Origin of the sequence: Ewingella sp. S1.OA.A_B6 (assembly GCF_049889095.1) — a bacterium.
Lineage (GTDB): Bacteria > Pseudomonadota > Gammaproteobacteria > Enterobacterales > Enterobacteriaceae > Ewingella.
Genome location: NZ_JBLJFK010000001.1, coordinates 497,879 through 510,062, shown reverse-complemented (window position 1 = coordinate 510,062; position 12,184 = coordinate 497,879). Strand labels below are relative to the sequence as shown.

Genomic DNA, 12,184 nt, shown 5'->3' with positions numbered 1-12,184 from the left:
CTACCTCTTTTTATTGTCCAAGCGCCGCTGACAGGCTGGCAGAGTCGTTCACTGCGCCCGCGGTCAGGGTGTCAACAATACGTTTGGTCAAGCCGGTTAATACTTTGCCCGGGCCAACCTCAACTAAATGCTCAATGCCCTGTGCCGCCATAAATTCGACTGACTCAGTCCAGCGGACTGGGTTGTAGAGTTGACGAACCAGCGCGCTGCGAATAGCTTCTGGGGACGTTTCCACCTTCACATCTACGTTATTTACTACCGGATAATGAGGCGCATTGAAAGTGACATTTTCGAGTGCTACAGCCATTTTGTCAGCAGCAGGTTTCATCAAAGCACAGTGAGAAGGTACGCTGACAGGCAGAGGCAACGCACGTTTAGCACCGGCGGCTTTACAAGCAGCACCAGCGCGTTCAACGGCCTCTTTGTTCCCTGCGATAACCACTTGGCCAGGGGAGTTAAAGTTCACCGGAGAAACAACCTGACCCTGTGCAGACTCTTCACACGCTTTAGCAATAGCGTCGTTATCGAGCCCGATAATCGCCGACATCGCCCCAGTACCCTCAGGCACGGCTTCTTGCATCAGTTTGCCTCGTAATTCAACCAGCGAAATGGCCTGTTTGAAATCCAGCACACCAGCACACACCAAAGCAGAGTACTCACCTAAGCTATGGCCTGCCATAAATACTGGCTCAGCGCCTTTCTGATCTTGCCACACCCGCCAGATAGCCACAGAAGCGGCCAGCAAAGCAGGCTGAGTCTGCCAGGTTTTATTCAACTCTTCAGCAGGTCCCTGTTGCACCAACTGCCATAAATCATAACCCAGAGTAGAGGAAGCCTCCGCAAAGGTTTCTTCTACAATCGGGTAGGTTGCGGCCAAATCAGCCAGCATTCCCAGAGCCTGTGAGCCCTGACCAGGAAAAACAACTGCTATTTTTGTCATTTTCATCATCCTGTTAAATCAAAAACGTATTAGCGCCGAGCCCCAGGTAAAGCCACCGCCAAATGCTTCAAGCAATACCAATTGCCCACGCTGAATTCGTCCGTCACGTACTGCTTCGTCAAATGCTGCAGGCACAGACGCCGCAGACGTATTCCCATGACGATCAAGCGTAATAACGACTTTATCCATCCCCATGCCCAGTTTTTTAGCTGTAGCAGTAATGATGCGCAGATTCGCCTGATGCGGAACCAGCCAGTCGAGTGCGGAACGGTCGAGGTTATTTGCTGTAAGCGTTTCATCAACAATGTGGGCAAGCTCAGTCACCGCCACTTTGAAGACTTCGTTGCCAGCCATGGTTACGTAAGTCGGTTTTTCTGGCTCAGCCTGACTTGGATACGGTAGCATCAACAAGTTGCCGTAATGGCCGTCAGCGTGCATGTGCGTTGAAATAATGCCGGGTTCTTCGGATACGCCAAGTAATACGGCACCGGCACCATCGCCAAACAAAATCACCGTGCCACGATCTTCAGGATCGAGTTTACGCGACAACACATCGGAACCGACCACCAGTGCATGTTTCACTGCACCGTTTTTGATGTATTGATCTGCCACGCTCAGCGCATAGGTAAAACCAGCACAAGCCGCAGCCAGATCGAACGCTGCACAATCTTTAATGCCCAGCATATTCTGCAATTGACAGGCAGAACTAGGGAACGCGTGGGAAGATGAGGTGGTTGCAACAATGATTAAACCCACGTCGCTTGCGCTGACGCCGGCCATTTCAAGTGCTTTTTCTGCCGCATGCAGGCCCATTGTGGCCACAGTCTCATCCGCCGCAGCGATGCGACGTTCACGAATACCTGTCCGGGTGACAATCCACTCGTCGGAGGTATCAACCATTTTTTCTAAGTCGGCATTAGACCGAACTTGCACGGGTAAATAGCTCCCCGTACCGAGAATTTTTGTATACATGTACGATCAGTCACTCTTGGGTAATACAGCCTTAAGGCGCGCGGCTATCCGTTTAGGAACTTGCCGCTGCACCGCCTGCACAGCCTGTTCGATAGCAACAGCAAACGCGCGCTGGTTTGCCCCGCCGTGGCTTTTAATAACAATGCCCCGTAATCCTAACAAACATGCGCCATTATATTGGTCTGGATTAAGATGGCTGAAGCGCTTTGCTAACTTCTTCTGCAAAATACGGCCTAACCATTTCAGCCACCAGGCCTTCTTGCCACCCTCACCAGAGGATTTTAACAGTGACAAAAACATCCTTATTACACCTTCCATGGTTTTAAGCGTGACATTACCGACAAAACCGTCACATACCATGACATCCGTCTTACCGGTTAACAGGTCATTGCCTTCAAGATAACCGATATAGTTGATTGCGGGGGTATTTTTTAGAATAGATGCTGCGCCCCGGATGTTATCCAGCCCTTTTGACTCTTCCTCACCAATATTCAGTAAGGCTACGCGTGGATTCGAAATACCCATGACTTCTTCAGCCATTACCGAACCCATCACGGCAAACTGGACTAGCATCGTGCTGTCACACTCAACATTTGCCCCGAGGTCAAGCACCACCGTTTTAGTGCGCTGCTGATTCGGTAAAACCGTCATCAACGCCGGACGCTCTATACCTTCGAGAGGTTTTACTATCATTTTCGCCAACCCCATCAGCGCACCTGTATTACCGGCGCTGATGCAGGCCTCGGCTTCTCCGCTTTTGATAAGTTCCAACGCCATACGCATTGAACTGCCCTTGCTGGTACGAATAGCTTGGGATGCACGAGCGTCACTCGCTATAACTGATTCAGCAGGAATAATCCGGATTCTTTCCATTTGGGAAGCATCGGCTTTATCGAGAAGAAATGGTGTGATTGCGTCGGGATCGCCGACCAAAAGAAGATAGAGTTCAGAATTAGAGATCAGTGCCTGCAATGAAGCAGGCACTGTAACGGAAGGACCAAAGTCCCCGCCCATTACATCTAACGCAAGGGTTAGACGAGTCAAGGAATCGCCTTGCTAGTACTTATCACGAGGGTTTCTCCGCAAATAAGTAGCAAGCAAATCTTAGCCGATTACCTTGCGACCGCGGTAGAAACCGTCGGCAGTAATATGGTGACGCAGGTGAGTTTCACCAGAAGTTTTGTCCACAGACAGAGTGGCGGTGGTCAGGGCATCGTGAGAGCGACGCATGCCACGTTTAGAACGGGTTGGTTTATTTTGTTGTACGGCCATGGACCTTACTCCTTAAGTACTTTTCTTTAAACTCGCTAATACGGCAAATGGATTTGGCTTCTCCACCTCTGCAGGCAGTTTACCAAACACCATGTCCGCGTCGGACACTTCACAGTGTTCAGATTCATGTACCGGAACGACAGGTAATGAAAGAATGATTTCATCTTCAATCATCGCCAGCAGATCGACTTCGCCAAACTCATCGACTTCAATCGGCTCGTACGCTTCCGGTAATGCCTCAGCCTGTTCATCATTGCGAACGGGACTAAAACAATACGTTGCGTGAACCTGGTGTTCAAACGTCTTACCGCATCTCTGACATTCCAGAGTGACGGTCAAATCAGACTGGCCATTAATAACAGCCAGACGCAGATTGTCGATATCAAACGACAAAGAGGTTTGTACATCAGAATCAACACTAACTACTGATGCAGCTACACGTGTCACCTGACCAGCAGTGTAGATACCGGAGTAATCTAAACGCTTTTGGGCTGTACGAATCGCATCAACAGCTAAGGGTAATTTTACTTTTTGCATAGGGCGCGCATATTAACTTTGTAACGACGTAGAGTCAAAGAAAAAGGCCTAAAAACCGCACCTTTCACCAATATTCGCTTCCGCAGCGGCATACAGTTTAAAATGTGTGATTCAAGAACGCTATGCTTTGTGGAAAAAATTATGGAACTCTCCTCTAAAAAACTTTTACTGGCCTCCACATCCCCCTATCGACGCGCCCTGCTGGAAAAAACGATGCTGCGCTTTGCCTGCGCCGCCCCAGACATTGACGAATCAGCGCTTCCGGATGAAATACCTGAGTTATTGGTGCAAAGATTGGCACAAGCCAAAGCCCGCGCATTGATCGTTTCATATGCGGACCATTTTATTATCGGGTCGGATCAGGTCTGCGTTATCAACGGACAGATAACCGGAAAGCCACATACCTTCGATAACGCATTTAAGCAATTAACCGCCGCCAGCGGGCAGACTGTGACCTTTTATACCGGTTTATCATTGGTTGACAGTGATACTGGGGAGGCTCTGACGCTATGTGAGACCTTTGAGGTTACTTTCCGCCACCTAACGGCTGAAGAGATTAGGGGTTATTTACAGGCCGAAGAACCTTTCGATTGTGCCGGAAGTTTTAAATGTGAAGGTTTGGGTATCACCCTTTTTGAGCGCCTCAACGGAAGAGACCCCAACACGCTCATTGGCATGCCCTTAATAGCCCTGCTGGAGTTGTTACGAATGAAAGGGATCAATCCATTGCTCGGCTGATTAGTATCTCAAAAATGAATAAAGCGCCTTTCAGCGCTTATTCATCAAATTTTCAAAATACTCAGGACTTTGCGGGTTTCAGTCGAAGTTTTTTCAAACAATTACGCAATTTCAGGTCGAGCGGCGCTTCAATACGCATGGTTTCGCCTGTTCCAGGGTGTTCAAAACGCAGAGCGGCCGCATGCAAAAACAGGCGACTCAGTCCAGTGCCCGCGAGCTGCCCGTCAAATTCGCGGTCACCATAGCGGTCATCGAAGGCGATCGGATGCCCTGCATGTTGCGCATGGACACGAATCTGATGCGTTCTTCCTGTTACCGGGCTGGCTTTAACCAACGTAGCAAACTCATAACGCTCTTCAATTTTGAAGCGAGTTTCAGAAGGTTTACCCTGCGCATTCACACGAACAATACGTTCACCACTTTGCAAAATATTCTTTAACAAAGGAGCTTGAACAACTTTGCAATGCGATTGCCACTCACCACGCACCAGAGCCAGGTAATCTTTCTGCATACCTTTCATGCGCAGCTGCTCATGCAGTGAACGCAACGCCGAACGCTTCTTGGCCACCAGCAATACGCCGGAGGTATCACGGTCCAGACGATGTACGAGTTCGAGGAAACGAGCTTCAGGGCGCAATGCACGTAACCCCTCAATAACACCAAAACTCAGTCCGCTGCCGCCATGTACCGCTGTGCCTGAGGGTTTATTAAGGATCAGTAGATGATCATCTTCATATAAAATGCAGTCGGTCAATGCCGCGACCTTGTCCAACTTAGCAGAGACAGGTATTTCATCGCGCTCAGCAACGCGTACAGGTGGAACCCGCACTATATCGTCGGCCAGCAATTTATATTCTGGCTTAATACGTTTTTTATTAACCCGAACTTCACCCTTGCGCACAATTCGATAAATCATGCTTTTCGGCACGCCTTTAAGGATTTTGAGCAAGAAGTTATCGATCCGTTGCCCGGCTTCGTCTTCGGAAATGGAGATTAGTTGTACAGATGGATTCTCAGTTTTCATGGCTCGCGATTCTAAATATCCGGCACGTTCCGCGCCACAAGTTTTATGTGCTTAGCGTATAGCTTACCAGTAAGCGGCAATGAAAACCCGACGGACTGCGTGCGATGAGTGGTAAATCAATGCGGCACATCTCGCATAAGCATAAGAATCTTTACTACAAGCGGTAAAGTCACCTTGCTATCACAGGGCCTGCAATGGAATAATGAAGTTACTTTCCGCGTTGTTTCTCTTAAGTTAGGGAAAACGCAGGAATTATATATTTGCCTGATCGCACAAAAGCGCAGCAATGGCGTAAGACGTAATGTGAAATCAAGCAATTAGCGGGCTGCGGGTTGCAGCTTGGCCGGCAAATGGAATGAGATCTGTTAACCTAAATTCAGAGGCTATTCCCCTAATAAAAGTACTGCTTTCACAACGCTGGTGTTTTTAAAACGGCAAAAGCAGGCTTACCGAAATAATGCGCCCCTATGCAAGCGACAGCCGTGAGGTTGACGACTTTGCGAGAAGACTCGGGGCCAACGGTTTATCCGGTCATGAGGTCATTTTTGCCCGTAGTTCTATCAATAATGGAAAAATAACGAGTAAGTTAAGATGAAAAGAATGTTAATCAACGCGACTCAACAAGAAGAGTTGCGCGTTGCCTTGGTAGATGGGCAACGGTTGTATGATTTGGATATTGAAAGTCCGGGCCATGAGCAGAAGAAAGCTAATATCTATAAAGGGAAAATCACCCGCATAGAACCTAGCCTTGAAGCTGCATTCGTTGACTATGGCGCGGAACGACACGGTTTTCTCCCTCTCAAAGAAATTTCCCGCGAATACTTCCCTAGCAACTATTCCTCGCATGGTCGCCCTAATATCAAGGATGTTCTGCGTGAAGGCCAGGAAGTTATTGTTCAGGTTGATAAAGAGGAACGCGGTAACAAAGGCGCTGCGCTGACAACATTCATTAGTCTGGCCGGTAGCTATTTAGTGTTAATGCCGAACAATCCACGCGCTGGGGGTATTTCCCGCCGTATTGAAGGTGATGACCGTACTGAACTGAAAGAAGCCCTGTCATCTCTGGAATTACCCGATGGCATGGGACTCATTGTGCGTACTGCAGGTGTGGGTAAATCTGCTGAAGCATTGCAGTGGGATCTGACTTTCCGTCTGAAACACTGGGATGCTATTAAGAAAGCAGCTGAAGGTCGCCCTGCTCCTTTCCTGATCCATCAGGAAAGCAACGTCATTGTGCGCGCATTCCGTGATTATTTGCGTCCAGATATTGGCGAGATCCTGATTGATAATCCGAAAGTCCTCGAACTGGCAAAGGAACACATTGCTGCGCTGGGCCGTCCGGACTTTAGCAGCAAAATCAAACCTTACGTTGGCGAAATTCCGCTGTTCAGCCATTATCAGATTGAGTCTCAGATTGAGTCTGCTTTCCAGCGTGAAGTTCGTCTCCCTTCTGGTGGCTCGATTGTCATCGACAGTACCGAAGCGCTAACGGCTATCGATATTAACTCCGCGCGTGCAACCCGCGGTGGCGATATTGAAGAAACGGCCTTCAATACCAACCTTGAAGCATCGGACGAGATTGCACGTCAATTACGCCTTCGTGACCTTGGTGGCCTCATTGTTATCGACTTCATCGATATGACGCCAGTGCGCCATCAACGTGAAGTGGAAAACCGTCTGCGTGATGCCGTTCGTCAGGATCGCGCGCGTATTCAGATTGGCCGCATTTCCCGCTTTGGTTTACTGGAAATGTCACGTCAACGTCTAAGCCCCTCGCTGGGTGAGTCAACGCATCACATCTGTCCGCGTTGTGCCGGTACAGGGACGATTCGTGATAACGAATCCCTGTCACTGTCTATTCTGCGTCTGATAGAAGAAGAAGCTCTTAAAGAGAACACCAAAGAAGTTCACGCCATCGTTCCGGTACCTATCGCATCGTACCTGCTGAATGAAAAGCGTGAATCGGTTAATGCTATTGAAAAACGTCAGGGTGGTGTCCGTGCAGTGATCGTTCCTAACGATCAAATGCAAACACCTCATTATGCCGTTCTGCGTGTACGTAAAGGTGAAGATTCTTCTGTATTAAGCTATTTACTGCCTCAGTATCATGAAGCCGAGATGCTGCAACCGTCAGAAGAAGCCCCTAGCGAACGCAAACGTCCTGAACAACCGGCTCTGGCTGCCTTTGCCTTGCAAGGCGAAGCACCACCGTCTTCTTTCGAACAGCCCGATGCTGTTGAGCAGCCAGTACAAACTCGTACAACAGTTATCAATACACCGGTTGCCGAGAAGCCAGGTTTAGTCAGTCGTTTCCTTAGCGGTTTGAAAGGTTTGTTTGCTTCAGAACCGCAAGTGGAAGTTAAACCTGTCGAAGCACCGAAAGTTGAAAAGGAAACCACTGAGGGCGAAAATCGCCGGAATGGTGAACGCCGGAATCAACGCCGTCAGGGCGGTGGACGCCGTGAACGTAACGGTGAGCGAGGTGATCGCGGCGACCGTGGTAACCGAGATAACCGCAGTGAAGGCCGCGAAAACAACCGTGATAGCCATGCTGAAGGCCGTGATTCTCGTGAGAATAACCGTGAACCACGTGAAGATCAGCGTCGTAACCGTCGTAATCAAGAACCGGTCGTTGTTTCTGAAGTGGTTGTTGAACAAGAAGTCGATACAACAGTCTCCCAGGATGAACAGCAGCAGCAACCGCGTCGTGAACGAGGTGATCGCTCTCGCCGTCGTTCAGACGATAAGCGTAAAGGCCCGCAGGAAGAGAAACCTCAGGAACCGATCGCGCAGGAACCCGTTGTTGCAGCTCCAGCCGCACCGGAAGAAACTGAGCAAGAAGATCGTCAACCTGCACAGCGCCGTCAGCGTCGCCAGCTATCTCAGAAGGTTCGTTTTGAGTCGGAAGTGGATCACGACGTAGAAGCCGCTGCACAACAGTTGATCACGGGTGTTATGCCATCGGCCGTGGTATCTCAGGAGCCGCAGGAGATTGCCCAGACAGCTCCTGAGGCTGAACATGTTTCTAACAATGATAATGATGACAACCAAAGTGAAAACGGTCGCGATGGTGGCATGCCACGTCGTTCGCGCCGTTCGCCTCGTCATCTGCGTGTTAGTGGCCAACGCCGTCGCCGTTATCGTGATGAGCGCTATCCAGGACAATCACCCATGCCGTTAGCGGGTGCATTCGTCTCTCCAGAGATGGCATCAGGCAAAGTATGGATCACATACCCGGTAGCACAAATCACTGACCAGCAGGACATTCAGGAAACGGTGGCGGATAACGCTGACTTACTGGCAAATCAGGTCGACATTGCTCAGACGAATACGCCAGCAGTCAATGAAATGACTGGCGTTGTGGCTGAACCCGTACAAGCTGAGCCTGAAGTGGCGCATGTCGCAGAAGCTAAAACTTTCGAGCCAGCACACGTTGAAACTGCAGTTGTCAGCACGCCAGTTGAACAGGAGCAGGGACAACCTGAAGTAACGGCTGAACAGCCTGTTACAGATGAGCCTGTACTGGTTAATGCTGAAACCGTAGAACCGGTTGAAGAAACGCCAGCGGTTGAAGTGAAGCCAGAAGCACAGCAACCGGTTGTCGTAGAGCCTGTCGCAGTGGCTACTGAGCTTCAGTTTGAGGTCATTGCTCCGGCTGCCGCCAAACCGGCACCGGTGACTGTCGTCGCCGCCGTACCGGCTGAACTTGCTCCACGCTTCAAGCATCATGCTACCGCTCCGATGACCAAAGCGCCTGCACCTGTTTATGTGCAGGAACCAACGCCTAAGAGTGACTGGGTCCGCCCGGAGTTTGACTTTGAAGGTAAAGGTTCAGCGGGTGGTCATGCTGCAGCCAGCACAGCGACAGCACCAGCCACTAAACCGGCCATGCCAACCGAATAATACGGCATCACTCTGGTAATAAAAAACCCGCCTCGGCGGGTTTTTTATTACCAGTTTTCAGGCATTCTCAAACAACGACTCCTGAACATTAGGCGACGGTTTTAAGACGTTTTATATCCAGACTGACTAGTTTCCCCTCCAGACGTCGGGCGAAATTAACAAAGTGCTCGGTATCATTGTGTTGCAACAGAGACTCTTTTGAAGTCCAGCGTTCGTAAAAAACAAAGGTTTCAGGATGGTCAATATCACGATGCAATTCATATTGTAAACATCCTACCTCCTGCCGACTTGGCTCAATCACTTCGTACAATGCGTCACTTACATCATTCAAAAACTCAGGTTTTACAATAACAGTGGCAACCACTCTGATTTCCATAATCCTCTCCTGTGGTATAGATCAAGCTTTCATTAGTTCGGATGAAATCTCTTGCTAACAATCTGCTGCCATTACTATGGACCTTTCACCACGTTGATTTCAACGCTAACTTTATTAAACAGATGCACCGGAACACATTTACGCTTATCCTTGTTCCCCGCTGTTAATGCTCCCATTACTGCACCTGACCCCAACTTTTGTCTCTCAATGCCGGAGTTCTGACTGATGACTGCAACACCGCAAGTTTTGAAAATTCGCCGCCCTGATGACTGGCATATTCACCTCCGTGATGACGACATGCTCAGCACCGTCTTGCCATTCACCAGTGAAATCTTTGGCCGGGCTATCGTTATGCCGAATTTGACACCTCCCGTGACCAGCGTAAAAGCAGCCATTTCTTACCGCAACCGCATAATTGCAGCCATTCCTGCTGGCCATCGTTTTACACCATTGATGACCTGCTACTTGACAGATTCTCTTGATCCTGAAGAAGTCGCGCGTGGCTATCTGGAAGGTGTTTTCACTGCAGCAAAACTTTACCCCGCGAACGCGACGACTAATTCCCAGCACGGCGTGTCTGATATTAAAGCGATTTACCCTATTTTGGAGCGCATGCAAAGCATCGGCATGCCGCTATTAATTCACGGCGAAGTAACCCATAGCGACGTGGATATTTTCGACCGCGAAGCCCGCTTTATCGATGAAGTTATGGAGCCTATCCGTCTTCACTTCCCTGAGTTGAAGATAGTATTTGAACATATCACCACTAAAGAAGCTGCGCAGTACGTCCAGGAGGGCAATCAGTATATTGGTGCCACCATTACCCCACAGCATCTGATGTTCAACCGCAATCATATGTTAGTGGGCGGCGTACGCCCTCACTTGTTCTGTTTACCGATCCTCAAGCGTAATATCCATCAGCAAGCGCTACGTGAAGTGATTGCCAGTGGCTCAGATCGTTTCTTCCTTGGTACCGACTCTGCGCCTCATACTAAAGGTCGTAAAGAATCCAGCTGCGGCTGCGCAGGGTGTTTCAATGCACCTCTGGCTATACCCGCTTACGCCAATGTTTTTGATGAGATGGATGCCTTACAGCATTTTGAGGCTTTTTGCTCCCTAAACGGTCCGCGTTTCTACGGTCTCCCCCTTAATGACGATTTCATCGAATTGACACGTACCAGCGTGGTTCAACCGGAAGAGATAGCTCTTGGACATGAATCCGTGGTGCCATTCTTAGCCGGACAAACCCTAAACTGGGCAGTGACATCCAGCTAAATACGTCCAAGAGCAGAATGTAATATTCAGCTATCTTACTTTGCCAATGCCTCAAAGGACTCTGCTTGCTTATCTGGAAATTTGACTGTATAAATATACAGTCAAATTTATATTCAGGTGGTATTATGCGTGTTGAAGTCACTATCGATAAAACCAAACCTCTGCCAGCCGGTGCTATCGAAGCATTGTCTGGAGAATTAAGTAAACGTATTAACCAACAGTTTTCCGATACCGATAATAAAGTTCAGGTACGTTACGCTGGCTCGAACAATCTTTCAGTAATGGGTGCGCCCAAGACAGACCGCGATCGTATTGAAGAGATTTTGCAGGAAACGTGGGAAAGTGCTGATGAATGGTTCACCACTGACTAATCAATATTAAGCCAGTCAGTAAATGCGGTTAACTGCGCTAAATGCTTTAACGAGATTAATAATAATCAGGTTGATAAAACCAGGCTCTTTGAGCTGATGCTTTTTTCGCCGGGCGTCGCTGTCCGGTTTTTTTTGGCAGATGCTTGCTTGTTCGAAATTCACTCATCTTTCCACCTGTGAATTTATGTTAAGTCAGTACCTCCACCCTTTCTTCATTTTTTCTCACACTTTATTTACGCTTAAATACGTAACTAGTCTCCATAAACACTTTTAAATGCTTATACTCAAAAAGCTCACAAGATAATGAGCCGCCTTGATCCTCGCTAGTTACTCATGTTAGTCACTACCAATAAGGGGTCTATATGGACAGAAATGATGAAGTTATTCAGACACACCCGCTTGTAGGCTGGGATATCAGTACCGTAGACTCTTATGACGCCATGATGATACGCCTTCATTACCTGTCTTCTAAAGGCCAAACCCCAGAGGATGCCCATGTAGACAGAACCTTGTGGTTAACCACAGATGTTGCAAGACAATTGATCAACATTCTTGAAGCTGGCATAGAAAAGATTGAATCCAACGAGTATGAGTATATTGAGCATCGTAAACATTAGTTCAGCCTTATTAGGCGCTTCACATTGAAGGCACTCTCGACTCACGTCAGAGTGCCTTTATCATTTATGACGCTTTAAAGCACCGCGCTCCGCCATCAGCGACTCTTCAAATACAGTACGCACCTTGCCTTTGACCAACAAAACTCACTATCATGAGCG

At 48.7% G+C, this 12,184-nt stretch carries 12 protein-coding genes; 5 read left to right on the top strand and 7 right to left on the bottom strand.

Going from position 1 to position 12,184, the window contains the following annotated elements; all coding sequences use genetic code 11:
- Nucleotides 1-10: 10 nt before the first annotated feature.
- The 5 genes from fabD to yceD are packed head-to-tail and all read right to left on the bottom strand — an operon-like array spanning nt 11 to nt 3,721.
- A complete protein-coding gene (gene fabD, locus ACMV8I_RS02380; protein ID WP_498863615.1) occupies nt 11-940 on the bottom strand; it encodes an ACP S-malonyltransferase in 930 nt (309 codons plus the stop codon).
- Between the two features lie 18 nt (nt 941-958).
- Nucleotides 959-1,912, bottom strand: a complete 954-nt coding sequence (locus ACMV8I_RS02375; protein WP_498863614.1) for a beta-ketoacyl-ACP synthase III — start codon at nt 1,910-1,912, stop codon at nt 959-961.
- 6 nt (nt 1,913-1,918) lie between these two features.
- Nucleotides 1,919-2,956, bottom strand: a complete 1,038-nt coding sequence (gene plsX / locus ACMV8I_RS02370) for a phosphate acyltransferase PlsX (protein ID WP_498863613.1) — start codon at nt 2,954-2,956, stop codon at nt 1,919-1,921.
- A gap of 60 nt (nt 2,957-3,016) precedes the next feature.
- Nucleotides 3,017-3,184: a 50S ribosomal protein L32 gene (gene rpmF / locus ACMV8I_RS02365; RefSeq protein ID WP_002210931.1), complete on the bottom strand. Its 168-nt coding sequence runs from the start codon at nt 3,182-3,184 to the stop codon at nt 3,017-3,019.
- Between the two features lie 12 nt (nt 3,185-3,196).
- Nucleotides 3,197-3,721: a 23S rRNA accumulation protein YceD gene (gene yceD, locus ACMV8I_RS02360; protein WP_498863612.1), complete on the bottom strand. Its 525-nt coding sequence runs from the start codon at nt 3,719-3,721 to the stop codon at nt 3,197-3,199.
- Between the two features lie 141 nt (nt 3,722-3,862).
- On the opposite strand from yceD, the gene ACMV8I_RS02355 reads away from it, so the two are divergent.
- Entirely contained in the window at nt 3,863-4,459 is a 597-nt protein-coding gene (locus tag ACMV8I_RS02355) for a Maf family protein (protein WP_498863611.1), read from the top strand.
- A gap of 61 nt (nt 4,460-4,520) precedes the next feature.
- Here the strand turns inward: ACMV8I_RS02355 and rluC are convergent, their stop codons facing one another.
- Nucleotides 4,521-5,483, bottom strand: a complete 963-nt coding sequence (rluC, locus tag ACMV8I_RS02350; protein ID WP_498863610.1) for a 23S rRNA pseudouridine(955/2504/2580) synthase RluC — start codon at nt 5,481-5,483, stop codon at nt 4,521-4,523.
- Nucleotides 5,484-6,074: 591 nt separating this feature from the next.
- Between rluC and rne the strand changes: the two genes are divergently transcribed.
- On the top strand, nt 6,075-9,386 hold the full coding sequence (gene rne / locus ACMV8I_RS02345) for a ribonuclease E (RefSeq protein WP_498863609.1): 3,312 nt from the start codon (nt 6,075-6,077) through the stop codon (nt 9,384-9,386).
- A gap of 88 nt (nt 9,387-9,474) precedes the next feature.
- Here the strand turns inward: rne and ACMV8I_RS02340 are convergent, their stop codons facing one another.
- Nucleotides 9,475-9,762: a putative quinol monooxygenase gene (locus ACMV8I_RS02340; RefSeq protein WP_498863608.1), complete on the bottom strand. Its 288-nt coding sequence runs from the start codon at nt 9,760-9,762 to the stop codon at nt 9,475-9,477.
- Between the two features lie 225 nt (nt 9,763-9,987).
- Between ACMV8I_RS02340 and pyrC the strand changes: the two genes are divergently transcribed.
- From pyrC to bssS, 3 genes are all read left to right on the top strand, one after another.
- Nucleotides 9,988-11,037 (top strand): dihydroorotase, encoded by a 1,050-nt coding sequence (gene pyrC / locus ACMV8I_RS02335; protein ID WP_498863607.1) that lies wholly within the window; start codon nt 9,988-9,990, stop codon nt 11,035-11,037.
- A 125-nt stretch (nt 11,038-11,162) separates the two neighbouring features.
- Nucleotides 11,163-11,408 carry a DNA damage-inducible protein I gene (gene dinI / locus ACMV8I_RS02330; protein ID WP_498863606.1) on the top strand — a complete coding sequence of 82 codons (246 nt, stop codon included), beginning with the start codon at nt 11,163-11,165 and terminating at the stop codon, nt 11,406-11,408.
- A gap of 362 nt (nt 11,409-11,770) precedes the next feature.
- Nucleotides 11,771-12,025 (top strand): biofilm formation regulator BssS, encoded by a 255-nt coding sequence (bssS, locus tag ACMV8I_RS02325; protein ID WP_498863605.1) that lies wholly within the window; start codon nt 11,771-11,773, stop codon nt 12,023-12,025.
- The last annotated feature ends 159 nt before the right edge of the window (nt 12,026-12,184 follow it).

Excerpts from the sequence above, each read along its gene's own strand:
- fabD (WP_498863615.1), bottom strand. The coding sequence starts at position 940 with ATGACAAAAATAGCAGTTGTTTTTCCTGGTCAGGGCTCACAGGCTCTG.
- rpmF (WP_002210931.1), bottom strand. The coding sequence starts at position 3,184 with ATGGCCGTACAACAAAATAAACCAACCCGTTCTAAACGTGGCATGCGT.
- ACMV8I_RS02375 (WP_498863614.1), bottom strand. The coding sequence starts at position 1,912 with ATGTATACAAAAATTCTCGGTACGGGGAGCTATTTACCCGTGCAAGTT.
- bssS (WP_498863605.1), top strand. The coding sequence starts at position 11,771 with ATGGACAGAAATGATGAAGTTATTCAGACACACCCGCTTGTAGGCTGG.
- ACMV8I_RS02355 (WP_498863611.1), top strand. The coding sequence starts at position 3,863 with ATGGAACTCTCCTCTAAAAAACTTTTACTGGCCTCCACATCCCCCTAT.
- dinI (WP_498863606.1), top strand. The coding sequence starts at position 11,163 with ATGCGTGTTGAAGTCACTATCGATAAAACCAAACCTCTGCCAGCCGGT.
- ACMV8I_RS02340 (WP_498863608.1), bottom strand. The coding sequence starts at position 9,762 with ATGGAAATCAGAGTGGTTGCCACTGTTATTGTAAAACCTGAGTTTTTG.
- rne (WP_498863609.1), top strand. The coding sequence starts at position 6,075 with ATGAAAAGAATGTTAATCAACGCGACTCAACAAGAAGAGTTGCGCGTT.
- yceD (WP_498863612.1), bottom strand. The coding sequence starts at position 3,721 with ATGCAAAAAGTAAAATTACCCTTAGCTGTTGATGCGATTCGTACAGCC.
- rluC (WP_498863610.1), bottom strand. The coding sequence starts at position 5,483 with ATGAAAACTGAGAATCCATCTGTACAACTAATCTCCATTTCCGAAGAC.
- pyrC (WP_498863607.1), top strand. The coding sequence starts at position 9,988 with ATGACTGCAACACCGCAAGTTTTGAAAATTCGCCGCCCTGATGACTGG.